The organism is Pseudomonas sp. GV085, from assembly GCF_003050925.1.
Taxonomy (GTDB): Bacteria; Pseudomonadota; Gammaproteobacteria; order Pseudomonadales; family Pseudomonadaceae; genus Aquipseudomonas.
On sequence record NZ_QAOV01000001.1, the window covers coordinates 462,904 to 489,039 of the forward strand.

The 26,136-nt window shown below is 50.1% G+C and carries 20 protein-coding genes and 3 pseudogenes; 6 read left to right on the plus strand and 17 right to left on the minus strand.

The features are described from left to right. Nucleotides 1–17: 17 nt before the first annotated feature. From C8K63_RS02170 to C8K63_RS02180, 3 genes are read right to left on the minus strand one after another with little or no spacing between them, the layout of a single operon-like run. Entirely contained in the window at nucleotides 18–2,864 is a 2,847-nt protein-coding gene (locus C8K63_RS02170) for a Z1 domain-containing protein (protein WP_108215186.1), read from the minus strand. Continuing rightward, entirely contained in the window at nucleotides 2,861–3,898 is a 1,038-nt protein-coding gene (locus C8K63_RS02175) for a PD-(D/E)XK motif protein (protein WP_108215187.1), read from the minus strand. Before C8K63_RS02175 ends, C8K63_RS02170 begins: the two co-directional genes overlap by 4 nt. Then, nucleotides 3,895–5,409: an ATP-binding protein gene (locus C8K63_RS02180; protein WP_158273919.1), complete on the minus strand. Its 1,515-nt coding sequence runs from the start codon at nucleotides 5,407–5,409 to the stop codon at nucleotides 3,895–3,897. Before C8K63_RS02180 ends, C8K63_RS02175 begins: the two co-directional genes overlap by 4 nt. Nucleotides 5,410–6,493: 1,084 nt before the next feature. On the opposite strand from C8K63_RS02180, the pseudogene C8K63_RS02190 reads away from it, so the two are divergent. The 3 genes and pseudogenes from C8K63_RS02190 to C8K63_RS02200 all read left to right on the plus strand — a co-directional run bounded on the left by C8K63_RS02190 (nucleotide 6,494) and on the right by C8K63_RS02200 (nucleotide 9,900). Further along, nucleotides 6,494–7,309, plus strand: a pseudogene (locus tag C8K63_RS02190) (site-specific integrase). A 36-nt stretch (nucleotides 7,310–7,345) separates the two neighbouring features. Continuing rightward, nucleotides 7,346–8,554: a hypothetical protein gene (locus C8K63_RS02195; RefSeq protein ID WP_108215190.1), complete on the plus strand. Its 1,209-nt coding sequence runs from the start codon at nucleotides 7,346–7,348 to the stop codon at nucleotides 8,552–8,554. Continuing rightward, nucleotides 8,551–9,900, plus strand: a complete 1,350-nt coding sequence (locus C8K63_RS02200; RefSeq protein ID WP_108215191.1) for a hypothetical protein — start codon at nucleotides 8,551–8,553, stop codon at nucleotides 9,898–9,900. The genes C8K63_RS02195 and C8K63_RS02200 overlap by 4 nt, the downstream gene beginning before the upstream one ends. A 53-nt stretch (nucleotides 9,901–9,953) precedes the next feature. Here the strand turns inward: C8K63_RS02200 and C8K63_RS02205 are convergent. The 10 genes and pseudogenes from C8K63_RS02205 to C8K63_RS02250 form a co-directional block, all read right to left on the minus strand. After that, a pseudogene (locus C8K63_RS02205) lies at nucleotides 9,954–10,105 on the minus strand (pyocin activator PrtN family protein); the annotation flags it as partial. Nucleotides 10,106–10,162: 57 nt separating this feature from the next. Next, nucleotides 10,163–10,423: a DUF6429 family protein gene (locus tag C8K63_RS02210; protein ID WP_108215192.1), complete on the minus strand. Its 261-nt coding sequence runs from the start codon at nucleotides 10,421–10,423 to the stop codon at nucleotides 10,163–10,165. 69 nt (nucleotides 10,424–10,492) lie between these two features. Continuing rightward, nucleotides 10,493–12,004: pseudogene (locus C8K63_RS02215) on the minus strand (IS66 family transposase). An 18-nt stretch (nucleotides 12,005–12,022) separates the two neighbouring features. Continuing rightward, nucleotides 12,023–12,382, minus strand: coding sequence for an IS66 family insertion sequence element accessory protein TnpB (tnpB, locus tag C8K63_RS02220; protein WP_256594876.1), 360 nt, complete (start codon nucleotides 12,380–12,382; stop codon nucleotides 12,023–12,025). Between the two features lie 337 nt (nucleotides 12,383–12,719). Further along, nucleotides 12,720–13,172, minus strand: a complete 453-nt coding sequence (locus C8K63_RS02225) for a hypothetical protein (RefSeq protein ID WP_108215193.1) — start codon at nucleotides 13,170–13,172, stop codon at nucleotides 12,720–12,722. Nucleotides 13,173–13,214: 42 nt separating this feature from the next. Continuing rightward, nucleotides 13,215–13,949 carry a hypothetical protein gene (locus tag C8K63_RS02230; RefSeq protein WP_108215194.1) on the minus strand — a complete coding sequence of 245 codons (735 nt, stop codon included), beginning with the start codon at nucleotides 13,947–13,949 and terminating at the stop codon, nucleotides 13,215–13,217. 2 nt (nucleotides 13,950–13,951) lie between these two features. After that, entirely contained in the window at nucleotides 13,952–14,722 is a 771-nt protein-coding gene (locus C8K63_RS02235) for a hypothetical protein (RefSeq protein ID WP_108215195.1), read from the minus strand. Next, nucleotides 14,719–16,695, minus strand: a complete 1,977-nt coding sequence (locus tag C8K63_RS02240; RefSeq protein ID WP_108215196.1) for a hypothetical protein — start codon at nucleotides 16,693–16,695, stop codon at nucleotides 14,719–14,721. Before C8K63_RS02240 ends, C8K63_RS02235 begins: the two co-directional genes overlap by 4 nt. Nucleotides 16,696–16,756: 61 nt before the next feature. Next, on the minus strand, nucleotides 16,757–16,978 hold the full coding sequence (locus C8K63_RS02245; protein ID WP_108215197.1) for a hypothetical protein: 222 nt from the start codon (nucleotides 16,976–16,978) through the stop codon (nucleotides 16,757–16,759). A gap of 199 nt (nucleotides 16,979–17,177) precedes the next feature. Next, nucleotides 17,178–17,663, minus strand: coding sequence for a very short patch repair endonuclease (locus C8K63_RS02250; protein WP_108215198.1), 486 nt, complete (start codon nucleotides 17,661–17,663; stop codon nucleotides 17,178–17,180). Between C8K63_RS02250 and C8K63_RS02255 the strand changes: the two genes are divergently transcribed. Further along, nucleotides 17,662–19,374, plus strand: coding sequence for a DNA cytosine methyltransferase (locus C8K63_RS02255; RefSeq protein ID WP_178086776.1), 1,713 nt, complete (start codon nucleotides 17,662–17,664; stop codon nucleotides 19,372–19,374). The two genes, C8K63_RS02250 and C8K63_RS02255, sit on opposite strands and share 2 nt — an antisense overlap. Before the next feature lie 106 nt (nucleotides 19,375–19,480). Here the strand turns inward: C8K63_RS02255 and C8K63_RS02260 are convergent, their stop codons facing one another. The 4 genes from C8K63_RS02260 to C8K63_RS31170 form a co-directional block, all read right to left on the minus strand. After that, nucleotides 19,481–20,728 carry a ribonucleotide-diphosphate reductase subunit beta gene (locus C8K63_RS02260; protein WP_108215199.1) on the minus strand — a complete coding sequence of 416 codons (1,248 nt, stop codon included), beginning with the start codon at nucleotides 20,726–20,728 and terminating at the stop codon, nucleotides 19,481–19,483. 526 nt (nucleotides 20,729–21,254) lie between these two features. Then, the gene (locus C8K63_RS02265) at nucleotides 21,255–21,530 is read right to left on the minus strand and encodes a hypothetical protein (RefSeq protein ID WP_108215200.1); all 276 of its coding nucleotides are present in this window, start codon (nucleotides 21,528–21,530) and stop codon (nucleotides 21,255–21,257) included. Between the two features lie 190 nt (nucleotides 21,531–21,720). Next, a complete protein-coding gene (locus C8K63_RS02270) occupies nucleotides 21,721–21,984 on the minus strand; it encodes a DUF2790 domain-containing protein (RefSeq protein ID WP_108215201.1) in 264 nt (87 codons plus the stop codon). A 113-nt stretch (nucleotides 21,985–22,097) separates the two neighbouring features. Then, nucleotides 22,098–22,523: a hypothetical protein gene (locus C8K63_RS31170; protein WP_371920722.1), complete on the minus strand. Its 426-nt coding sequence runs from the start codon at nucleotides 22,521–22,523 to the stop codon at nucleotides 22,098–22,100. Nucleotides 22,524–22,686: 163 nt separating this feature from the next. Here C8K63_RS31170 and acs point away from each other — a divergent pair, with 163 nt between their 5' ends. Then, a complete protein-coding gene (acs, locus tag C8K63_RS02280) occupies nucleotides 22,687–24,642 on the plus strand; it encodes an acetate--CoA ligase (RefSeq protein ID WP_108215202.1) in 1,956 nt (651 codons plus the stop codon). A 689-nt stretch (nucleotides 24,643–25,331) separates the two neighbouring features. Beyond that, nucleotides 25,332–26,111 carry an ABC transporter substrate-binding protein gene (locus tag C8K63_RS02290; protein WP_108215204.1) on the plus strand — a complete coding sequence of 260 codons (780 nt, stop codon included), beginning with the start codon at nucleotides 25,332–25,334 and terminating at the stop codon, nucleotides 26,109–26,111. The last annotated feature ends 25 nt before the right edge of the window (nucleotides 26,112–26,136 follow it).

Genomic DNA, 26,136 nt, shown 5'->3' on the forward strand with positions numbered 1-26,136 from the left:
GGTGATGTATTAGATTTTTAGTTGGCAGTCTTATCGATGGTTAGGCGGTCTGGATTTTTTGGAGAGTTTACCCCAAACCGAATCTGAGTTTTGTTATTGTTGTGTGGGAATTGCAGTGTGAATCCGGGAGTTATACTCGAGTCGGTATTGTTTTTATCAATCGTCGGGTAGAAAATAAAAATACCTTGGCTTGATGACCGAAGATTTTTGGTGGCTTTATTGTTAGTGCTAGCATCATCAAGTCCACATAGGTAACGGGCTAGGCTCCTATGTAGGCTTTCAGAATACACATTGAAGCGTTCCGAAAGGCTGTCCGTGCGAGAGCGTCTATAGCAACTAAAGTGCAGGTCAAAAATATTGTAATCCTTTGAGTCTTTGGGGCCATTAATATACAAAAATAACCATTTATCTATGTTTGAGTCACTGTGCTCTAAAAACTCAATTTCATTGATTAGTACGCTGCGATCGCCATTTGCCCACTTGTAGGTGCGCAAAAATTTAATCATATCTGCAGAGCCAAGGCTTGTCGATTTTGTGTGAAAGTCAATTGCTTTTCCACCTTTTGGTGTGATCGATAGTAAGTTATCAGCAATTGGTGATGTGGCCTTGGATAACAAGATTTCGAGTTGTTTTTGGTTTGCCTTTATTTCTAGGTCATTAACAGGGGCCAAAGTAGGCTCCTTCCAAGCCTCTGAGAAGTTTTTAAACTTTACTACGGCGTTGTACATCTTGTTGCCAGCCGTTGGACGCAGTAGATGTGATGGAACCAATGGGGGGACTTGAATAGGGAGAATGGGTTCGCCACTCTCGGGATAGGCGTATTTTTGCAGCTCTGAACGAAACGCAATTTCGTCTCTGCAAACACCTTCAAATGCTTCGAATAGGTCAATTGACCCCTTTGCTCCAGTTTTTTCCTCACGTCCAATAAAAAGTCTAACCAAATCTCGATACCCATCACGGAAACCGAACCAACGGCCCATTTGCATAAGAGCATCCGCAGCCCCAGCCCGTCTCCGGTAATAGCTTATAGTCAATCCTTCAATTGTGTATCCTCGTGAAAGCTTAGCCCCGCCGACGACTATTTTCCAAATATCATCACTTTCGAAATTTGGGTTGTCATTTTTTTCTCCATTTACTATTAGTACTGGCTTTTCGCCGTCTATCAAGCGGCTCCAGCATTTGCCAAGGAAGGGTTTGATTTCCTCAAACTTTTTGGGGGTTGGAAAAGTATCGACACCGACGTTACAAAACTTGGCGAAATCGGTTTTCCATAATTGTTCTAATCTTTTCCATGCCGTGCCAGCTATATAACCTCCTTTGTCGAGGCATAAATTAACTTCATTTGCGATGTCGGTATGATTGCTTGTCAGATTTGACACGTGAACCAACATTGTATGGTGGCGAAATTTTTTAGTCAGAGAGGGTTGAACGCTTTGGCGATAGAGCTTTATTGCGCCAGTTAGGATGAAGGAATCGATTGCGCTTGGAAGGTTTTTGGGTAAGTCATCTGCTCCAATTACATTACGAACGAACATCAGTTCATTAGGACCAGCGGAGTCTTTGTCTGGTCTTTCTAGGTCGTGAAAGTCGGCTACCCCCATGTAGTTGTCAGGGCGTGGAAGACTGATGATGAAGTCGCGCGGGAAAAGATTCTCCTCGTTGTTTGGGTCGATAAATACGTTTGCAAATGGAGTGGCCGTATATCCGACATATTGAGCTCGCGGTAATTTTTGGAGAAGGGATACAATTGCCGAGTTGGTTTCTGTGCGATCTTCTACTTCTTTTTTTGTTGGTTTTTTTGTATTTACAGATGCTTGGTCTGATTCATCGTCAATCACTAATGTTGGGATGTCAGCTAGTCGTGTTCGGATTGCGTCTAAGTCTGCCGCGACTTTTTTTAATATCGCTGGAACTTTTTTTACGACTAGCAACCTTACACTCTCAGTGTGCAGGTTTTTTGGGTGATTAAATGGAAGGCCTTTATCTGTCTTGCGAAACTCTAATGACTGAATGCCTTGTTTGAGCCTCTGATAATCTCCTTCGATATTTGTCAGCCTGTGCCAGTCAAACTCTCCTATGTCTGAAGGTAACACGCCATGATCGATAAAGTTGTCTAGATCCGCTGCGTAACTTGCTTCGTCTTCAGCGGTAATAAATGGCTTTCCAATCAACTCACGATCTATTCTGCGCTGGGTCTGGGCGCGTAAAATGTTCATAGTCCCTGCTAAGATAATTATAAGGCGATATCCTGCATCCGCCGCCCTTGCGACAACCCCCGTAAAATTAGCTGTTTTACCGCTTTGTACATACCCTACAACCAATCCTTTTGTTGGGTGAACTTCATCTCTTTCTGGATCTGAAAGACGCTCAGTAATAAGTCTGGTGCTCTCTTCCAGGTTTTGAATCTGGCTCTCATTCCAGCCTTTATTTTCCCTTAAATATTGAGAATAGGCGTCTCGGTAAAATGATCGTTTAGTTTGCCTATTTAAGTCGTACCAAGGTTCATGTTTTCGTGCAATGACAATGGGCATTTCATAATCGAGATTTGGTGGTAGCTTTATATCGAGAATCGATTGAAGAACGGAATCAATTTTTAATAGCTCATAGATTTTATGGCGGCGCGCGATTGTGTTTTTTTGTGTGTCGGATATCCAGTCCGCAGTAGCTTCATAATCCCAAGAGCTGAGTTTCTGATTTAGTAAGTTGAATACTAAGTCTGAAGACGCAGCAGATTTAATGTGCTCCATGAACATGGTTTCAATGGCGGGATAATCATCCGAGTGGTAGTTTAGCGCTCGGGTGAAGTTTTTGGGGCCTGAGGCCATCCCGCTTAGAGTGTTTTTAATAACGTCGCTGATGTTCATTGTTTTGGCTCATTCAATATTTGATGATGTAGTGAAGGAATGGCACTTGCCATCAGAGTCGTAAATTTTTCTGAATTTTCTGCATACCCTAAGTCATCTAAATTTGCAAAATAACTTACATTGTATATTCTACTGCGGAGAGGGACGGAAGAAAGTAGGTCGTTAGTCAATCGAGGGCATGCGGTATCGACGGGTACAAGAAGAGGAGTGTCAGCGAGTTGTAATCGGAGTGTATAATAGCCAGCGTGTTCTGGGCGGTAATTGAAGTGTGTTCTGAGTATCCGATCAAACTGTTTCTTTTCTTTTTGATCTAATGACTCTCGGGTTTTTTCGATGTCTTCTGGGAGTGTAGTTCCTGCATTAGCTCCTGCTGGAGACAGTCGCATGGAAAATAAAAATAGAGAATGGTTTGGTGATGCCTCCAGCTGTGTAAGTCCATTTATTATGTGGGTGTGGCTCGTGCCCCGAGTTGTCTTAACTTCGAATTCGAGTGTGCCGATACGAAAGTCATGCGGTTGTCTTTCAGGACCAATCCAGGCAATTAATGCTTTGCTGCCAGCAGCTTTCAATAAGCCACGAAGAAAATATAGTTCGCCTCGTAATCCCAGTTGCGCCTCTTCACTCAGAACTGCCTGGGTTTTTATTAGCTCTCTCCACCCTTCTAAAGTTTCTTCAATCGCCTCGAGGGCTTCTTTGTTATCGAGTTGTACCTTATCTGCCACTGATACGAAGAAACCATAAATTTCCTGATAAAGTATTCGAGCGCGTGTTTGCACCTCTAACATCGGACCCGATATGGTGCTGATTTTTCGAACCTCTAATTCTTCGAGCTTTGATAATTCCGGTTTATCAGTATTTCGACATGCTACTCTTAGAGAGAGTTCAGCTCCATATTCGGAAACCAGAATGTCGAGTGCAGTGCCTTCTCCGTCAGGAGAGGGTATGCGATGAACGAATGGAATGCCTACTTGGATGCGCTCTTTCAGTTGCTCCCAAGTAATGTGGCGGGATTCTTTTTGCAGATTTTCGCTCATTCAGTTTGTCTCGACTGCTCTTCTTTAACTGCAAGCATCAGAAGTTCATTGACCTCTTCTAACCTTTCTGTAAAGCGTTTGCTCCCGCGCTCACGAAGCAAATCATCTCGTAGCAGTAAAAAAAGTAGAGTTTTTATGATTGGGGTGTCATTGAGGGTTGCTGTGCTGCCCTGTAAAAGATCCTGTCGGTATAGTGAATTTAAAACAACGTTACCAACAGTTCTATCGATCTGGAAAAATTTATGTTGGGGGAGCTTTCCCCACAGAATGTTAATTTCTCGTGTTGGAGATTTTTTTCCCGCAAGGTAAGCTTTTGCTCTGCGTCGTACGGTGCTTCCGAATCCACGGCCTGGAATGGGAACGAAATTTTCCTCAAATTCTACTTTTTTTCGATAGACTTCTTCTGATTTTTTAATATATTGCGCCATAGGGTTGCTTGCAGAACTTAAAGCTGACCTAAAACCTTCAGGAACATCTAGTCCAGATTTTTGGACATTTAAGCGGAACTCAGTATCAAATTGTGGTGGAAGTTCAATTTCTACTCGTGCAAGCGTGAGATGGTGATCATTGATATGTTCTCTCCAGCCATTCCAACCACCTGCTTGTATGAGTCTTCCATTTCTATAGAAGTAGAAACCTTGTCGGGTTGCTACATTCGCACTACTTAAAAAATAGCTTTGTGACGTTTGATTAGGGGGCCAGATATGCGCGTTGCATTTTAATGCTGGAAGCCCGCGTAATTTAATAGAGAAACTTAATGGGTAATCTTTGTGTCCTGTAACTGCATAGTTGAATGGATTGAGACTTTTAATAGGTACACTAAAGCCCGTATCACCTCCATTGATATTGGCCGCATCGAGATATAGATTGATACCAGCGTCAATAAATCGGTGGAAAACCAAACCTAGGTGCACACTAAGTTTTTTGTGTAATTTTTGTAATGTTGCTTCTAGCCCTTTAGTTCCACTAAGTGCATGGTCAAGGCCGTCTATTACAATAAGAGTTCCACTAATGTCAATGGTGAATGGATGACGAATCTCATCCAGCCAAGTCTTCGCTCCCTTCGAGTCAAGGATCTCGCAGTTCCATCCAGAAGCAATTGAGTTCGCCGTCCAGCGACATGATGCTACTTTTCGGTTTTGCTTAGAAACAACGGTAAGGCTTCGTCCTTGGCTAAACGCGGCAGTTTTTAGGCCCATGCCAAATTTACCTAATGCGTCGGAAGCGCGCTCTCGAGCGGAGCCAAATTGCATCGCAGATAATAGCTGGTCCTTGCTCATGCCAGATCCGTTATCGCCGATAACTATGCGCCTTATCTCCTCTCCATCATGAACAAAACGCACAAGAATTGAGCTTGCTGAAGCATCTATTGAATTATCGATTAAATCCGCTATCGCTTCTTCAATGGTGTAACCAATTCTTGATAAAGCATCCGTTACCTTTCCCGCGTGAGGACTAATTGGGATGGTTTCAATGATTTTTAGATCTGGCACAGGGTTGTAGTTAGTCAAGTTCAATCATCCCTTTAGCGCAAATGTAATTGGAGTTATTTAGGATATTATAGAGGGTACGTTGCGGTATAATTTCCTAGTGCTCTGATCTCGAACTGTTTGGTAAGCGCTTTTAATTGCGGTGGGGGAGTCTGAAACTGAAGTTCCGTTCGGGACGTGCTAAATGACACACTATTTTTTTTCGACTTTCTGAGAGGCGCTTTCAAAACTAGTGCAAAGTGCAATCCAATAATAAAATACATAAAAGAGGTGAAATCGAAACTCAACAGGTAGGTAACTATCAATTTGGTGATCATGCCGCTACCGCCCTTGTACGCGATTGTTGCAGTCAGAATGATTTTGTTTTCCACGCTGTCTGAGTGGGCCTAATTTGCCCTCGTTCAAGATAGCGAGCATCCTTTACAAAATCAAATTGCCACTATCTAATTTTTCGGAACTGCTTGGTAATCGATCCGAACGAGCATGGGTTCGAAATTTTCGAACCCGGTAGGGGGTATCGGGCCGAAGGCTCACATGCCCGTTGGACTATGGCTTTCGGTCTGGCGCTCTTTCAGAGCAGCCCGAGGAATCAAGCGATTGAGGTGTGTCAGAGAGGTATCGTACGACTGCCGCGGGCGTCGCCTCCGAGCAAACGGGGGGCTTTTTTCCACTCGTCAGATGTCTTGCTGCATGACCGTCGAAATAGGCGGTGGCGTCGCTGAGGGCGGTGATCATATTCGATCTGATGCTGAGCGAGTGAGGAAAGGGGGGTAGTTCTACGAGAAAATGGGTTTATTGCTAGCCAATGGGACAGGGGCAATGCCCGCAACAATCACGTACAGATGCTTGCTTGAAAGTTGCTACAAGGTGAAGAGGCAAGGCAAGGCAAGGCAAGGCAAGGCGGGCTAGGTGGGCCGGGACTGTGGCGGATTGCTACATCTAATCCATCATGGGAGCGATCCTCCGGAAAATAATCTGCAAGATTTCCCAAGGCTATTGCACAGAAAGGGACTGGTCCCGATCTGAGCAACGCCATGCCGCAATACTTTGATAGCGCCCACCAAGAAGAAATCGAAACCCTGCGCCGACGTTTCACCCCGCGACCTTGAACGCGATCAAGGACACTTGGCTGGGCGAGCTTGACGACTCGGCATTGACCAGCCAGAAGCTAGTGGAGTTCGCGCAATGGCGAATGAGGAAGAAGGGCGGTGGTGTCCAGGCGCAGACGGTCGGTAACGATCTGTCGCACCTGGGCGCGGTGCTCTCCGTGGCGCGGCCGGCGTGGGGCTATGCGGTCGATCCGCTGGCTATGCCAGACGCGCGTAAGGTGTTGCGCAAGCTCGGCATGGTCAGCAAAAGCAAGGAGCGCAATCGTCGGCCGACCCTGGAAGAGCTGGATAAGCTGATGGAGCACTTTTTCGAGATGCAGGCCCGGCGTAAAGCCCAGATCGACATGCCGAAGCTGATCGCCTTCGCGATCTTCTCGACGCGCCGGCAGGAGGAGATTACGCGGATCCGCTGGGAGGATCTCGACGAAACCCGGCAGGCGGTCCTAGTGCGCGACATGAAAAATCCCGGGCAGAAAATCGGCAATAACGTGTGGTGTCATTTACCGGATGAGGCCTAGGCGATCCTCCACTCCATGCCCAAGGCGGAAAAGGAGATCTTTCCCTACAATGTAACGTCGGTCTCCGCGTCTTTTACCAAGGCATGCCTATTTCTTGGTATCGATGACCTACATTTTCATGATCTGCGGCATGATGGAGTGAGTCGATTGTTTGAAATGGACTGGGACATTCGGAGGGTATCCAGCGTTTCGGGGCATCGAGACTGGAACTTATTGCGTCGATATACTCATTTGAAAGGGCGGGGCGATCTCTATAAAAGTTGGCGCTGGCTTGAAGTTATTTCTGAATCTTAAATGGAAGGTTTTTGCCCGGTTGGGTTTGGAGGGAACATGTACTACAGTGTCTTGGATTTCAAGTCTGAAGGGAGTAACAAGTGTTTTTTAATTAGGTCCAGCCTGCAGGAGTATCTTTCCTCCCTGCCGGAGGACTACGATAAGTACAGTGTGCAGCGGTCTATTGTTAGTAATGTGTATTTGGATCGGATGATCGATACAGTTTTGAATAAAGGTCATATTCCTTCTATAACGTTAATTTCGGCAGACGTAGACATAGGATCCAGTGACCATACAACGCATGAATTCAAAATATTGGATGGGCTGCAGAGAACTTTTCGGCTGAAGTTAATAAGCGATACTAAAGATCTTTTTTTAGAAAAGGTCATGGGGCAGGTTGATGGCCTTAGCGATTTTCAGATAAAACGTAAATTCAGAGAGGAACTCCTCTCCATTGGCTCCGCCGGTAGCATCCTTATCGCGATAAAAGATTATTTCGAGAGAAACGGTAAAGAGCATTTGGAACAGTGCTTTTCTGAAAACTTTCAGTGGTTTGAGATTTGGGTCGGACTTACTCCTGAAGAAGAAATAAGAAAGATGTTGATGCTAAATGCTGGTCATAAGCCGGTAAATATAAAGCACCAGCTGGAACTGTTGTTTCTTAATGTGTTGCCGGTAATATCTGAAATTAAAAGTCAGAAGGTTACTATTGTTAGGGAGAAAGACGTTTCGGCTACATCGTTTAGTAAGACAAGAGGGGTTGGTGATTATCAGTTTTCGCAGCTGATTGCAGCTCTTGTTTCATATGTTGAGCGGGCGCCAATTACAACGAATACGATGTTTGTCGAAAGCATGCAAAATGACCAAGGTAAATTAGAGGCCTTTGTTGAAATGTTTTCCTACCAGTTCTTGGAACATTTCATACACTCATTGTATACGCTTGATGTTGCAGCCTATGATGCTTTTGGAAAAGACGGAGTTCAATGGTTTGGACGTGAGGTATCGTTAGCTGCGATTTTTGCCGCTATAGGCTCGTCTGCGGAGTCCTCTGGAAGTATGTTAGAAGTTTCGGAGGAGTTGGCAAAAAACTTCGGACTGTCGAATCTGATTGGGTATGAGGAAGCTAGGAACAGTGTTGACCTTGCAAAAGTGAATGTCGGAAATATAAACAAACGTTCGATATTTAAAGGGTTCGAACAACTCATTCAGTCGAAGTATAATAGAGGCATTGATTGGGCGTCGGTGTTTGCGAGGGAACCGCAATGAAAAAGGTAGATGCCGTTTATTCTCTACTAATAGATCAAGTAGGAGTGATATGCGATGATAATGAAAAAGCCGAGAGGTTTTCAGCACAGCTGACTAACGATTCAGATCGAGATTTTTTTGATGATATTTTTCTAGCTTTTTCTGTTGAGAAGGAAAAGCTTATTGCTTGTAAAGATGGTTTAGAAGTACATGACAATCTTGCCGCTTTAGAAGCGCTCCTAACAAATTTTAATGAAAAGTATAGCCAGTATCCAGGTTTCGATTATCGAAAATGTATATATGCTTTAATGATAGCGACACGAATTCTACAGAATGTGAGCTCGACTATCCCCTCTGAAGATGTTGATTCTGGCTTTGATTTTTTTTACTGCGATCTGACATTTGAGTGCAAGGCCTTTGCAACAAATTTGAATGCCTTGCATAGTAATATGGTTTGGATTAATCCGGGTTCGAAAGAATCTCTCCTGGAGCTTGTAAATAAGACTGTTGGGCTTGAGTTGTTGTACTGCTTGATTTCTTTTGGTGGGGAAATTGACTTTTCCTCTGCTCGCTCAATAGTTTTATGTGCGGCTGCTTGCGTCGAGAGTAGGGAGATAAAGAGCTCGAATGTGATTTCGCTTCTTAAACTGCATATGCTGAGTGCTGGAAATAAAATAACGCGTTCGAATGTTTATACTTTGCCTCCAAGTAATTCGTCGATCGAACGGTATGTTCCATCGAACACGTACGCTCAATTTAATGATGTTATTCATATTTTGGGGGAGTATGTCGATAGGAAAGATGTTTTGGCTAAATATCTTTCGATGTATCATGTGATAGAAAATTTTATGTTTAAGAGTCAGATAGTTAAGCTTGAACGTAAAGTTGTAGGGTCGATGTTTTCAATAAGAGACTTCAAGCGGCTATATAATGTTGTTAATGTCTTTGAGACGAAAGCCGTCGAAAATTTGGTTAGGTCGGTTTTTTCGCTGCTCCACAACGGAGCGCCATTTGGGACTTTTGCCTTTTCTAGTTGGCAAACGTTTTTGCAAGTTGAGAATGCGAATTTAGCTAAAATTCAGGAATTTTTAGCGAATTTCATGCCTCCTAATCAGGCTAGCAATGTGGCGGGTAACTTTTTTGAGTATTTTTCTACTCTTCTTTATCGAGTTAGGAATTCGATAGTTCACAATAAGGAGACAGAATTTCATATATCCAGTGAGACATATAGTGTTGGATGTGGCTTGGTTATAGAGAAGTATTTACTGCCGGTGTTGGAGGAGTTTGTCTTCCTAGCTATGGCTGAAGATAATGATGTTGTTTGGTATCGTTCTAATTCGATAGCTCTTTGGGATCAATCTGCATGAGGTAGCATTTAACTGTTTCATTAATCGGGGTCGGTTGACCCCGATTTTTGATATTACTGTCTGCCTATCAATTGATTTTGCTCTCGTTCCGTTTTTTTCGTTGCCTATCGATATACGTTGCTAGATCCGCAAGATGTACACCTAATGCCGCTTTTTGACTGTTGGCTCCAAGCTTGGTTAGAGGTATATCGATTTCTCCCGTGGAGCACTTTAACTGTAAGCGATCCATAAACCCCACCTACCGTATGGCCGGGGTATGAAGTCAGGTATCCGAGTCGGATATATACTCCACTTGAGTTCTTACCCCAAACAACCGGTCGGCTATCTGCCGACCTCGCTCCAGCCCTTCAGCCGTTAACCAAATCGATTTGTTCTTGTTCACCGGATTACTGATGAAACCCTGTTCATGCAATCGGTTCATGGTCTCGAAGTCGAACCCTTTCCAAGTATTGCCGTTATCGAAACTGAAGGTTGCCAACAGGGCAAGCACGGCTTCTTCAATCAGTTTATCGTCGTATTCCATGATCGTTGCTCCGTTCGTACTCTTTAAGCTCACCGTAAACCCCGCCAGCCATCAAGATGGATAGCGCGTTTAACTACGCGATACCGGCGAGCGGTTCCAGGGCAGTAAGGCTTCGTAATCCTCAACCGAAGAAGCCGTCGGCAGGCGCTCAAGTGCGTGGCGCAGCCACGCATAGGGCTCTTGGCCGTTGGCTTTGGCTGTCTCGACCAGGCTGTAAAGCTGAGCACTGGCCGTCGCGCCTTTGGACGTGCGCTGAACAACCAGTTCTTCCTTCCGATCACGAAGGGCATGATGGTGCGTTCGGCAGGGTTGTTGTCGATCGGCAAGTAGCCTTCCTCGACATACCGCGCAAGTTTGTTCCAGTTGTTGGCCAGATAACTGATGGCTTTGCCCAGTGCGTTCTGAGCGGTGACCTGAGGCTGCGTCTTCTCCATCCAGTTTTTCAACTGAGCCAGCACCGGCAGGTTGTGCGCGTGACGACCGGTTTTACGCTCGCCGTCATTGCCGGCCTGTAGATCGCGTTCGATGCCATAAAGCTTGTTGATCAGGTTCAGCGCGATGTCGGCACGTCCTGTCTTGCCTTTGGGCTGCACTTTTTGCGCTTCGACGAATTTGCGTCGTGCATGCGCCCAGCAGCCTAAGCGCTCAACCCCCCGCCTGCGCACCCAGCGCGTTGTAACCGGCATAATCATCGATCATCACGTAGCCGCGATAGCCATCAAGCAGACGCGTCAGCACCTCCTGAGCCCGGCTGGTGGAGTAGTCGAAAAGGATCACTGGTTTGTCGGGTGGGCCGCCGGTTTGCACCCACATCCAGGACTGGCTGCTGGGCTCCCGATCCTGCTCTTTCAACACCTGCACGCGGGTTTCATCGCAGTGGATGACGCGGCTTTTCAATAACTGGTCGCGCATTAAATTCAGCAGTGGTTGCAAGTGTTCGCCGCACTGGATAACCCAGCGGGCCAAGGTCTGGCGCGGGATATCGATGCCATGGCGGCCCAGCACTTTTTCGAAACGGTGAAGCGGTAAACCGTCCACGTATTTGGTGGTCAGCAGCATCGCCAGCACGCTTGGGCTGGCCATACTTTTTTCAATCAACTGAGCGGGTTTGTCCGCAGTGACCGGTGCCGTTTCACAGGCACGGCAATCGTAGACCTTACGGACGTGTTTGATCACGCGGATTTGCATCGGCACGATTTCAAGCTGCTCGCTGACCTCCTCGCCGATGGCATGTTTGCGGCAGCCGCAGGCACAGGTCAGTTCACGCTCGGGCAGTTCGTGGATGATTTCGATGCGGGGGAGATCGGCCGGCAGTGGCTTGCGCTTGCCACGCCGCTGGGTCGGCGCAACAGCCTCTTCTTCTGCGGCTTCATCAATGGGTTCGACGACGCTTTCCGCCTCATTGAACAGGGCCAACTGCGGCCTTGCCGGATCAGCCGTTTGCTCGGACTTGCGTCCGAACAGGCGCTGACGCAACAGCGAATTTTCTTCTTCGAGGAAACCGACTCTGGAGTGCATCTTCGCAAGCATCTGCTTGAGCAATTCAGGATCATCGGGGAGGTTTTCGGGCATGGAAATCATGCCTTGGATTATACCGAATCAGGCCACGTATCGAGGCGTCAAAACCTGATGAGGACGGTTGCGCCACAGATCAAAACCATCAAGTAGCCAGTTCAGTTCCTGGACGGCCAGGATGATCGCTTCATCATTGGCATCGGGCGATGTTTTAAGTCGTTCGGATTCGAGGCGCTTGAGCCAAAGGCGGAAGCCGTTGCGTTCCCAATACAAAATCTTCACGCGGTTGCGCGGCTTGTTGAGGAAAACGAAAAGCACAGGGTCGAATACCGCGACTTTGATATCCAGTTCGATCAGCGCAGCCAGGCCATCAATGGATTTTCGAAAGTCGACGGGCTTGGGGTAGAGATAGACTTTTTCGACTTTGGCATCGGGTCGCATCATGGCGGGCTGACTCCTGAGGGAATCGGGAGCACAGCATCCGGGATCAGCTAAGCGCTTTGAATGCAGTGTTCATGAAGCGCTTACGATGCGACGTTGGGGTTTGATCAGTTGATTGAGCGGGTGGGGAGTGTGTTGAGCGCGAGGTCGTTGGGGCAGACGCCGGAGATTGTTGGGCCGAGCGGGGTTAGGGCGGCGGTGTGTCCGTGGCGGATAAGTAGGTTGGGGAGGTGATCTCGTAACCGCAATCACAGCGAAAGAAAAGGGCCGCGGGATAATCCAGCGGCTTAAACATCATGGAGGAGTCCTAGTCGGGCGCTGATCACTAGGAGAAAGTGATTCATCCGCCCTTAATCGCACTTAGTAACGTTCTGGCTGCTGAGAATCCTGCAAGCAGTGTGATGATTGCAGCCATGCTGGTTACCATGATGAAGAGAGTAATTTCTAGGGTCATTAATCTATGGCGTCTCAAGCAATAGACTAAAGTTGTCCAAACGAGGCGCAGCGAGCTTCGCTTCAAGTGCCCCTGATACCTGCGGATTCTTGATATCCCAAATCGACCCTCAAGAATCCCTTCATAAAGGATTGCTCCGTTTGCATAGAAAGAGAGCAACCACATCAACATCAGAAGCGTACAGGAAATCCAGCCTGTCCACCAGATATCCCCATTCTCATAGTTTCTTTGTGTGGTAACTCCAACAACAAGAAACAGGCTAAGTAGTACAGCTTGCGGTGTGAGGTTTCTCAGATATTCCAAGTATGCTTTTTTGCCTGTCGGAGAAAAAATCCACATGCATAATTCCATATAAATAGATTGAGAGCTATGTTGGCGTTGTTAAACTTCTGGAATAAATTTTTTGAAATCATTCGGAAGCATGCTAGCCAAGACACTCCAACCCAAGGTTTCGATATCGTAGGTCAGACTCAGCTGATCAAGAACGGTTGAGAGCCGTCTAGGTGAACCGGCGCTTTTTCCGCCACTGCCACGCTTAAGTCCACCCTGCACTACATCGAAGTAAAGTTTTGTAAATAGCTCTATTATACCGGGGCTGAGTACAATGGATTTTCTAGACATTGCCTGCTCAAATACTTCTCCAGTCTTGTTCACCGGAATTCCTAGAACACCGTTCAGACGACTCAAGTCATGTTGGTGGGCTAGGTAGGCCAACCAAAGCGGGGCCATTTTTTGCCTATAAACTTTCCGCCAGTTTCCGGGCATATAGATCCACAGCGCGTCTTCACCAATTTTGCCTTTATTGGTGATGAATTTATCTGCAAACCGCAAAGTCAACCAACTCCAGAACCCTTGATCATTCTCCAGAGATGTTTCATCCAACGCCGCAGCTCGGACCGCTTTATCTATTGCCTCTGCCAGTGTCAGCTTTGACTGAAACGCCGCGGCACTGAAAATTTCTGATTGAATCGGGACTCCTATTTCGGCGGAGAAAGACGGGCTTTCAAGTAGTTGTACGGGAATCGGAATGGTGGAATTGCTCCGTGCCTGAGCTAGCCAATCTCGCATCTGTTCAATTCCTTCTGAATTGAAGGATCGCATTTGTAACATTTCCATATTCACTCCTCCTCACTCATGAAGTTGGCAAGACGGTTGCGCAATTTCTTTTCGCGGCAGAAGCCAATGGTTGCTTTCTGCGCCCAGTCATCTATGTCCACGTAGGTCCCCGTGTTGGGGAGCGGGTCACCGGCCCATTTCACTCCCAAACTCAGCCACATACCGGAATCATCCTCTTCGCCAAGAGCTACTTCGTCATCGCTACTTATGCCGTGTTCATGCGCTAGATTCACCAAGATGGCTCTGATTACGCCTGGAAGAATGGCGAACAGTATGGGGCTGGACTTCAACTCCTGCTTAGTGCCGAGGCCGCTATCTAGAATAAGAGTAGGTGTGTCACCCATCTCAAGCTCCCAGACTCCACCGGCAAGATCCTCCATCCTGATCGGTAGGAGAGAGCGTTGAGGTACCTGTGAGTCTTCGTTGTTACAGGCCTGGATGCCTTCGGCGACTGCAAGAAGGCGACAAGTCTGTGGCTCGACAACAAGCACACGAAAACGGATATCCTCGGGGTCACCCATAGAGCTGATGTCAAACTCCGAGCCCCGCTTCCAATCGGAGGACGCTACACCTGCCTTTCCCGATTCATGTCGCAGACGTAGCACTCTACCGCGCTCAGCCTCGATTACGACCAATGCGTCTGGCCTCAGATGGTAGTCCGTCAACATGAGGTCTATGTTGCAAAAGAGTCCCCCATCACGTTGTTCGACGATAGCTCTCACGTTCTCTCTGAGAATCTTGGTGCGACCGGTAAAATTGAAACGGCGGCTCATTCTGCTATCCCCTCTTCATCCTCTGACGGCTCCCCAATGGGGGCTGAACCGACTTTCATGATCAGGTCGCGATTCAGATCTGCTGGTCGGAATATCATTTCGAATTCCGGGCCAGTCGCCATAACGCTAAGACGCCCATGATCACCGTCCACAATCTGTACAAACTCATTTAAGTCGAGTCGGAAATCGCTCCTCTCATCGATACCTCTCTTGGCTGCCCGGATTAAATCAAAGTCATATTCCGAGTGAGCCTTGAAGGGATTGCGGCCATGAAGGTCATAGGCGGCTTGGAGGGTAAGTCTGTATCCCTGCTCATTGTCGAAACCATCGGGATTCCCGCGCAGATGGATTTCCTTTCCTACCTGCTGCAGTTTCCAGCATCGTGAATGAGATGAAGGTAAGTCGGGAACATCAGGCTTGAGGGTCCTTTTCTTCTCCTTTTCGAGGTCGCCCATTTCCTTACCCGGTGCAGGTTTGGGCGATGCCTCCGGAGATGGGAGGGGCAGCAACTCTGCCAGCAGGCTGTGATCCGGCTTGCCTTCGTCACTAGATAATTTGCCAACTAGCCTATGTGCGCTATCGCGAACGAAAGGAATAAGCCTGTTTGCCTCGCGATACTGCTGTTCCTTGAACTTGTCGCGGCTGGCCTTCCAGTCTGTATGCGCAGGGCACTCAGCCTTTCCTAGTGTTTCAGCAACAACATTTGCCGACGCGCAGATGAGGGCTATGTGGTCTGGCGTTTTCTTGCGAGTGGGATGATTGGGGATGAGCAGCCCGTCCCTTACAAATATGGGGTAATGACGTCCAGTTTTCTTCCTGAGAAGAACATCGAAGTAGCCTGTTTCGGGGGTACCCTTCGACGGCTGTATGACCATGGGCACCTTGAAATGCACCACACATCCTTGATCGAGGGCAGCTTCTATTTCTTGCGGTGGGAGATCGGTGATGTAACTGGACCAGTCGTAGTCTGGCGCACCATAGTCTGCGGTATGTTCGACATTTACCCTCATCGCTCCAAACTGCTCCAGACCTAGCAAACTACCAGCTAGATAGATGGAGTCCTGAAATTCATCATCGTCCGGAGCTGCACTCTTCATCTCACTGAGACTGCCTGCGTCAAATCGAGCAAACTGGTCGGTTCCGTAATCCCTGAGCTCGATGACCAGATCCCCAGAGAGGATGGGGATGAAGTACTCACGCGCGATCACAGCGGCCAATCTCTCGAATGTCAGATGCTCTTCGTAAATCCAAGGAATGACCAATCCCAGGCCTGGCTCGTTGTCGCGACTCAGTCTGAAGTCGTATTTCAAGCGTTTCGTGATGGAGTTATCGGTATACGGAGTCTGGAGGCCATTGAAATCATCGCTAAACCAACCATCCGGAGTGTACATCGTCCCGTTGACATCATGATGGCGAAGGATCGCCTGCCCCATTAGGTGTAGTCTCGGCTCGGAGGCTCGACGAGTAACCGCATAGAAGGACCGGACTCGGCTAGAGCGGGGAATTACGATCTTGCCGACGCCCCAGCTACCACGTTCACCTGGCCTCTTGTTGGAGACTCCTTCGGCACGGAAGAAATGATAAAAATTGCCCCCGGTTTTCGGGTCAGCAGAATCAATTTTCCCTTCAAGTCCTTTCGTACCGAAGTCCTCGATAGTGAGATAGGCACAATCCTCCACTCCCCAGTTCGGAAGATTATTGAGGCGAATCTCCTTTGCAGAGAAGTGAGCCTGCACCTGCTTTGGGAACCAGAATTTGGCCGACTCTGCCGATAGGCGGCCCAATGAAAAGACGACTCTTACTGGATCTTCACCAATACGTGCATCCAAGGAGTTCTGGATTGTCTCGCGAACCAATGCGTGATCGATTCCATCAATCGACTGATCCTGGAAAAACTCCTCCTGCATAGGGTCGCGGGCCTTGGCCCCAGGCGGCTTTTCCAAAAAACTCCACTGCGGTTGATGATCGGTCATTTTTATCTCTCTCTAAGGGCAGACTCAGTAAATCAGGTTCGATTGCTGCTGTGATCGTCGACTACAGCTTGAAGTCGCCACCAGAGGCGTTTTCTGCGTCAGAGAAGCGCGCTTTGGCCTGATCCAGCTCCTTCTGTAGGGCCTTGAAGATCTTTTTTATGTCCTCATCAGTGAAACTGTAGGCATTTCGGTTGGAAAGGTTTCCGATCAGTCGAATATCGTTGAGTGAGCGATTCACTCTCTGTTCTGCCAAGCGTATGAATTTTTCTCTTTTATCCGACATGAAAACCTCAAATGTCCTACAGATTTCAACGATTATTTTTACAACATTTATGGAATATTTAGTAAATGTTTGAAGATTGGTCAAGTTTTTTTTGCTGATCGCCACCGCGTTCAGCGGAAGGCATGGTTGCGAGCGCAGTCAGATGGTCGTAGGGAAGTAAACTGGCAGGGGGGGGAAGGAGGAGGCGCGGGGTGTTTTCTCACCCAAGTATCGCGGAGTCGGCAGTTTCTGAGGTTGTTCCTATCAAGAGGTCAGGCCAAGAGATGGATTTTTGATTACAATCCCTGATCGCATCCAGAATCCAGATCATTTCGGTTTCTGGCCTACGTATGCCGCATTCCCAAAGCTCGATTACCCGCCAACCAGATGCGAGTAGGTTTTCCTTGTTTCTAGCGTCTCTTGCGACGTTCTGGTCAAATTTTCTTCGCCAGAATTCTTCATTGGTCCTAGGGATCGTCGAGTAACGGCAGCCAGGGTGTCTATGCCAGAAACAGCCATGAACAAAAATACAGACCCGATAACGCGAGAGCACTAGGTCGGGTCTTCCAGGTAGATTCCGTTGATGCAAGCGATACCTGAAACCATACCGATGCAGCATGCGCCGGACTTTTATTTCCGGAGATGTATCGCTACCACGGATGCCAGCCATCATGCGAGACCTGACTTCTTTGCTGACTATGTCCATGAATGACTCCCAGATAAATCTGAATCTTCCAGAAGATGTGACCCCTGAGCCTATCGGGTTTCTCAATGAGCCGATCCAGATCGTAGACCTCTTTGCCGGCCCTGGAGGGCTTGGTGAGGGTTTTACTTCATCTGGTGGAGGGGGGCGCTTCGAGATCGTTGTTTCTGCGGAAAAAGACCCAAAAGCTTGGCAAACCCTCCGGTTACGTGCGTTCTATCGACTGCTCAAAAAGCGAAGACCAGACCTGCTTTTTGAATACTACAATTTCTGCAACGATCCAAAAGCACCAGACACATTTGAGCCATCTGTTAATACAGAGTACCTGTGGGACTTGGCGGGGAAGGAAGCCAAGTGCATCACACTGGGGAGTGACCAAGGCAATACAACCCTGGATGAAGCCCTGAACGACGGACTGAACGAAAGGCGCCCGTGGGTGCTGATCGGTGGACCTCCATGTCAGGCATATTCTATTGTTGGGCGTGCGCGGAACCAGTCCAAGGTTGATTACAAGGCAGAGGAAGACCACCGACATTTCCTATACAAGGAATACCTGCGAATCATTCGGGAGAGGCAGCCCACAATGTTCGTCATGGAAAATGTAAAGGGAATTCTCTCTTCCAAGGTTAACAATGAGCGGATATTTTCGAACATTTTGAAAGACCTTTCGGACCCTGGCCAAGCTCTTCACCTAGATGGGGTGGGCAAGCAGTACCGTATCTACTCACTGGTAACTGGCAGTTCTTTTGGTCCTGGTGAGGATGTGGAAAAGATTGACCCAAAAGCCTTCATCATTAGGGCAGAGGATTATGGTATTCCCCAAGCAAGGCATCGGGTAATCCTTTTAGGTATTGCTACAGATAGTCTCCCAGCGTCGAATGATTGGGTAAAGCTGGCTTCTGAAAAATGCAAAGAGTCAAAGGTTTCAGTAGGTCAGGTGCTAAATAACCTGCCTAGACTTCGCAGTGGGCTTTCAAAAACCGAGGACAGCCAAGCAGGCTGGATTGATGTTGTTACAGAGCAGCTGGATCATCTTCAAAGCCAGACCAATCCTGTCAACGTAGAGCTATGGTCTGGGTTTCAAGATCTGTCTAGAGCCTTTGAGGGGCCAGACGTGCCGGTGAGTCCTGGTGGGAAAAGGGTAAAAAGAAAAGATGCGAAGGATGATGGCTCGACCAATAGTTCGAGCCTGGACGAGTGGTATTTAGACGAAAATTTAGACTATTGGCTGAATCATGAGTCTCGTGGGCATATGCCGACGGATCTACGTAGATACCTATTTGCTGCTGTGTATGCAAAGCTTCATGGTTCTTCGCCTAAAGGGCATGAGGGGTTCTTCCTAAAGGGTCTGGCACCCGACCATAAGAACTGGGAAACAGGAAAGTTTAGCGATCGATTTAGAGTTCAGATTGAAGAACGGTACGCTACAACTATTACAAGTCATATCTCCAAAGATGGACATTATTTTATTCATTACGATCCAACTCAATGCCGGAGTTTGTCTGTTAGAGAAGCTGCCCGTATCCAGACATTTCCAGATAACTATTTCTTCCAAGGCAGCAGGACCGACCAGTTTCACCAAGTTGGAAACGCAGTGCCCCCACTACTGGCGTCAAAGATCTCGAAGGTGGTGTTTGGTATCCTATTCGACAAGGTAAGGGATTACGATCAACGCTTTGCTGAAGAGGCGAAGGGTGAAGAGAGTTACGCCTAAGTTTGCTTGAAGATTTGCTGCCGAAACTAAAAAGCCCCGACTAGATCGGGGCTTTTTAGTTTTGTTATTTAAGTGGTGATTAGCAAGTCGCTAATAAACCCAGGAATCAATCCCAGCTAAGCGCACCACCAGTCTGATACTCAATAACCCGCGTCTCAAAGAAATTCTTCTCTTTCTTCAAGTCCATAATCTCGCTCATCCAAGGGAACGGGTTCGTAGTCCCCGGATACTCTTCCTTCAACCCAATCTGCGACAGACGACGGTTAGCGATGAACTTGAGGTAGTCCTCCATCATCGCCGCGTTCATGCCCAACACCCCACGAGGCATAGTGTCACGTGCGTATTCGATCTCCAGCTGAGTACCTTGCAGAATCATCTGCGAAGCTTCTTCCTTCATCTCGGCATCCCACAAGTGCGGGTTTTCGATTTTGATCTGGTTGATCACGTCGATGCCGAAGTTCAGGTGCATGGATTCGTCGCGCAGGATGTATTGGAACTGCTCGGCGACGCCGGTCATTTTGTTGCGGCGGCCCATGGAGAGGATCTGGGTGAAGCCGCAGTAGAAGAAGATGCCTTCCAGAACGCAGTAGTAGGCGATCAGGTTGCGCAGCAGTTCTTTGTCGGTTTCGACGGTGCCGGTTTCGAACTTCGGATCGGAGATCGAGCGGGTGTATTTCAGGCCCCAGGTGGCTTTTTTCGCGACCGACGGGATCTCGTGGTACATGTTGAAGATTTCGCCTTCATCCATGGCCAGCGATTCGATGCAGTACTGGTAGGCGTGGGTGTGGATCGCCTCTTCGAAGGCCTGGCGCAGGATGTACTGACGGCATTCCGGGTTGGTGATCAGGCGGTATACGGCCAGGACCAAGTTGTTGGCAACCAGGGAGTCAGCGGTGGAGAAGAAGCCGAGGTTGCGCATGACGATGCGGCGCTCGTCGTCGGTCAGGCCTTCCGGGTCTTTCCAGAGGGCGATGTCGGCGGTCATGTTGACTTCTTGCGGCATCCAGTGGTTTGCGCAGCCGTCCAGGTACTTCTGCCAGGCCCAGTCATATTTGAATGGCACGAGCTGGTTGAGGTCGGCGCGGCAGTTGATCATGCGCTTTTCGTCAACGGCGACACGGGCGGAGGCGCCTTCGAGTTCGGCGAGGCCTTCGGCGACGTCGAGGGAATCCAGTGCAGCTTTGGCGCGGGCAACGGCGGCGGAGTCAGAAGCGGTCACGGCGCGGGCTTCCAGGGCGGCGGCACCGCCGGCGCTGTCGAGACGGTCCATGTTGGCTTCGGTGGCGTGGCCAGCGTTGGCGCTCTTGACTGCTACTTCCGTGTCTTCTTTGTCGAATTCGTCCCAGCTCAGCATGACGTGTCGTCTCCTGCGTGAGGGCCAGTGTGCCCGTGTGAAAATGGATAGTTGGTTTTTCACACGGCCTTACTGGCCGCGTTGGATCTAAAGGAATCGTTTTTTGCAGCAGCTATGCGCAGGCATCAAACAGAATTTTGTACGGGGTTCCGAGAGCCACTGACGGGCGCAGCAAGCGTTGATCGCTTGTGCGGGGCTTCAGACTGGCTTTTCATCCCTGTAAGGGAATATTGCAGTCCCGTTTAAGGCCGCATTATAGGGAAGTTTTGCGTGCTGTGGGGCGAGGAAATGGCTCGCGGATCGGTCGACAGGGGCCGTATTTCGGTCGGAGCGAGGGTTTACAGGGCTTTGAACGACGTTGGCGGGGGAAGATTTTTTTTCCTGATTTTTTGCCCTGGAATATTTTTGCTCAAGAAATAACCAAAAAAGGCATTTTTCACTACATCTTGTGTTTCGGTGGGGTTTTCTCAGGCTCCAGACACAACTAAGCCCGACCGAAGTCGGGCTATGAAGTCGCGCTGGCGGATCAGCTCAGGCGAGCGGCACCGATGTGGTCGGCGCCATCGGCGGCGAGGCGGGCGGCACCGGTGTGGTCAGCGCCGTCGGAAGCCAGTTTGCCGGCGCCAATGTGGTCTGCGCCATCGGCGGCGAAGGACGCGGAGCCGGTGTGGTCGTAACCGTCGGCAGCGACAGCGGCTTCAGTGGTGTAAGCGGCCGAGCCGGTGCGGTCGTAACCATCGGCGGCGAAGGTGTTGGCAGCCAGGACGGAGAGGGTCAGGGCGAGGATCAGTTGGGTTTTCATGGTCGTTGCTCCAGTTTCGCAGGCGTTGTTTGTCTTGGGTTGCAGTTGATTCTACGCCTGCTATTTCGATTAAAAAGCGCAAATAAATGCTTAAAGCAATCGATATAATCGATCATTAAGGTTCGGCGCTTCATCTGCCTGATCGTGGCGGGTGGGTCGAACCTTATTGGGGGAGGGGTGAAGCAGGGGATCAGCCGTTGGAGCAACCGTTGCCCATCGCGCTGTAACGCAGGATATGCCGTTGACCGTGGGAATCTTCGTATTCCATTTTCATCGGCACAACTTCACAAACATTCGGGGCTTCGCTCATGGAGATCACTTTGGCGATGTCCAGATTCATCGAGTAAGTGTATTCCTCGATGGGCGGTTGTTGCTGGGCGACATCAGCCGGGACCTCGCCGGCCATGGCGGTTACGCACACGCTGCTGAGGGCCAGAACCCATAAAGCTTTCATTTGATATTTACCTTTTAAAGGTCGAAAGGGGGCACGCAATCCTTTTGGGATTGCGTGTGGAACTTCAGTACCTGGGTGTTTGATTAACTGCCTTCGTGGGGGCTGCAACTGGGTTAATCAGGTTGCCTTGTTGGCGTGGCTGATTTTAGGTGGGCGCGCCTCGTCCATATAGCCGTGGATTTGATAAACACTTTTGACAGATCCTGTAACAATCCCTGAATAGCCGCTTCTTTTGCAGGAGCGAGCTTGCTCGCGATGAGCCAGAGAGCGCCGCGGGGTGTCAGATTGGGCGCGTTATCGTTGACGACCATCGCGAGCGAGCTCGCTCCTACAGGTACCGCGGTGGTAGTGGGAGCGAGCTTGCTCGCGATGAGCCAGAGAGCGCCGCGGGGTGTCAGATTGGGCGCGTTATCGTTGACGGCCATCGCGAGCGAGCTCGCTCCTACAGGTACCGCGGTGGTTGTGGGAGCGAGCTTGCTCGCGATGAGCCAGAGAGCGCCGCGGGGTGTCAGGTTGGGCGCGTTATCGTTGACGACCATCGCGAGTAGGCTCGCTCCCACAGGTACCGCGGCGGTAGTGGGCTTGAAGGTTTTTCATGACATTTTGTAGGGGCTTGTTACTACCATCGTCGAATGGTTCTATAGGCCCGGCCCGGCTAAAACGTGGTCATACAAAAACAACTATTCCACCGAGGTAAGAAAGATGAGTGCGGCTTCCCTGTATCCCGTTCGTCCCGAGGTTCTGGCTAACACGCTGACCGACGAGGCGACCTACAAGGCGATGTACCAGCAGTCGGTCGTCAACCCCGACGGCTTCTGGCGCGAGCAAGCCAAGCGCCTCGACTGGATCAAGCCTTTCACCACGGTGAAGCAGACTTCTTTCGACGATCACCATGTCGACATCAAGTGGTTCGCCGACGGCACCCTGAACGTGTCCTACAACTGCCTGGACCGTCATCTGGCCGAGCGCGGCGATCAGGTCGCGATCATCTGGGAGGGCGATGACCCTGCCGAAAGCCGCCACATCACTTACCGCGAACTGCACGAGCAAGTGTGCAAGTTTGCCAACGCCCTGCGTGGTCAGGACGTGCACCGCGGCGACGTGGTGACTATCTATATGCCGATGATCCCCGAAGCTGTGGTCGCCATGTTGGCCTGTACCCGGATCGGCGCGATTCACTCGGTGGTGTTCGGCGGCTTCTCGCCGGAAGCCCTGGCCGGTCGCATCATCGACTGTAAATCCAAAGTGGTGATCACCGCCGACGAAGGTATTCGTGCCGGCAAGAAGATCCCGCTCAAGGCCAACGTCGATGACGCGCTGACCAATCCGGAAACCAGCAGCATCCAGAAAGTCATCGTGTGCCAGCGCACCGGTGGCGACATCAAGTGGAACCCGCATCGCGACATCTGGTTCGAAGACCTGATGAAAGTGGCCGGCACTGTATGTGCGCCGAAAGAGATGGGCGCCGAAGAAGCGCTGTTCATCCTTTATACCTCCGGCTCCACCGGCAAGCCGAAGGGCGTGCAGCACACCACCGGCGGTTACCTGTTGTACGCGGCCATGACCCACGAGCGCGTGTTCGACTACCGCCCGGGTGAAGTCTACTGGTGCACCGCCGACGTCGGCTGGGTCACCGGTCACAGTTATATCGTCTACGGCCCGCTGGCCAATGGCGCGACCACGCTGCTGTTCGAAGGCGTGCCGAACTATCCGGACATCACCCGGGTGTCGAAGATCGTCGACAAGCACAAGGTCAACATCCTCTACACCGCGCCGACTGCGATCCGCGCCATGATGGCCTCGGGCACCGCCGCCGTTGAAGGCGCCGATGGCAGCAGCCTGCGCTTGTTGGGTTCGGTGGGCGAGCCGATCAACCCGGAAGCCTGGGACTGGTACTACAAGAATGTCGGCAAGTCCCGTTGCCCGATCGTCGACACCTGGTGGCAGACCGAAACCGGCGGCAACATGATGAGCCCGCTGCCGGGTGCTCATGCGCTCAAGCCAGGCTCTGCGGCGCGTCCGTTCTTCGGCGTGGTGCCGGCCCTGGTGGACAACCTGGGCAACATCATCGAAGGCGAGGCCGAGGGCAATCTGGTGATTCTCGATTCGTGGCCGGGTCAGGCGCGTACGCTGTTTGGCGACCATGACCGCTTCGTCGACACTTACTTCAAGACCTTCCGTGGCATGTACTTCACCGGTGATGGCGCCCGTCGCGATGCCGATGGTTACTACTGGATCACCGGTCGCGTGGACGACGTGCTCAACGTGTCCGGCCACCGCATGGGCACCGCCGAGATCGAAAGCGCGATGGTCGCGCACCCGAAAGTCGCCGAAGCGGCGGTGGTCGGTGTGCCGCACGACATCAAGGGGCAGGGCATTTATGTGTATGTCACCCTGAAAAACGGTGAAGAGCCGAACGAGCAACTGCGCCTGGAACTGAAAAACTGGGTGCGCAAGGAGATCGGCCCGATTGCTTCGCCGGATGTGATCCAGTGGGCGCCGGGGCTGCCGAAGACTCGCTCGGGCAAGATCATGCGGCGGATTCTGCGCAAGATTGCCACGGCTGAGTACGATGGGTTGGGGGATATCTCGACCTTGGCTGATCCGAGTGTGGTGCAGCATTTGATTGATACGCACAAGACCATGAATGTCGCGTAAGCGGCGGATCTGAGTCATCAAAAGCCCTGCCTGGTTTTGCCTGGCGGGGCTTTTTCTTGCCTGAGGTTTTTGTGTTGGCTGGGCTGGCCTCATCGCGAGCAGGCTCGCTCCTACACTCGACTGGGTTGTCCGCCCGAACGCGATCGACTGTAGGAGTGAGCCTGCTCGCGATAGCGGTTTGTCAGGCGCTACAGCAACATCTACCAATAATTATCGGGTTCCTCTGTCGGCATCTTCCTACTGTTACCCGCGATCTTTCAGGTTACTGAATGTGTAACCGCATCGCTTCAATGCGGGGCATTGGGAAACGCCACACCCCATATCAGGGTTTAAAAAGTACCGCTGAAAAATAAGACCCCACGCTGCGCTTGCCGGATTAGAAGGGTTTGCCAATAATAGGCCCGCAATTTGCAACAGAGATCGGTTCAATGTCTTTTGCTATTGCATGATTTTGCAGGGCTGTCAACGCGCTAAAACGGCTTTCTCGGTGCATCTGTAATTAGTTGTCGCATTGAAGAAATATCGGCCTCGGGCCTGTCGTTAGAATGCCGATCACTCGCTCGTCGTTGCTCGTGTTGAATTTAAACACCGGCTTCCCAGGACGCAGCACTGCTTTCTGGTTCCACTCATTCGCATATTGGGCTGTTGCTCACTCTGCCGTTTTTGCCCTTTACCGATGGAGTCCCAAGATGAAGAAACTCGTGCTGCTTGGCGCCCTGGCACTGTCGTCCGTGCTGTCCCTGCCAACCTTCGCCGATGAAAAACCTCTGAAAATCGGTATCGAAGCGGCTTACCCTCCGTTCGCGTCGAAAGCGCCAGACGGCAGCATCGTTGGTTTCGACTACGACATCGGCAATGCACTGTGTGAAGAGATGAAGACCAAGTGCGTATGGGTCGAGCAAGAGTTCGACGGCCTGATCCCGGCACTGAAAGTGCGCAAGATCGACGCGATCCTGTCGTCCATGTCGATCACTGAAGATCGCAAGAAGTCCGTGGACTTCACCAACAAGTACTACAACACCCCGGCTCGCCTGGTCATGAAGGCTGGCACTCAGGTCAGCGAAGGCCTGACCGAGCTCAAGGGCAAGAACATCGGCGTGCAGCGTGGTTCGATCCACGAGCGTTTCGCCCGCGAAGTCCTGGCCCCGCTGGGTGCCGAGATCAAGCCATACGGTTCGCAGAACGAAATTTACCTCGACGTGGCCGCCGGCCGCCTCGACGGCACCGTGGCAGACGCTACGCTGCTGGATGACGGTTTCCTGAAAACCGACGCCGGTAAAGGTTTCGCCTTCGTCGGCCCTGCGTTCACCGACGTCAAATACTTCGGCGACGGCGTAGGCATTGCGGTTCGCAAGGGCGACAAGGCTGAGCTGGACAAGCTCAACGCAGCCATCGTGGCCATTCGCGAGAACGGCAAGTACAAGCAAATCCAGGACAAGTACTTCGCCTTCGATATCTACGGCAAGTAACACGTCCAAGCGACAAGTCCGAAAT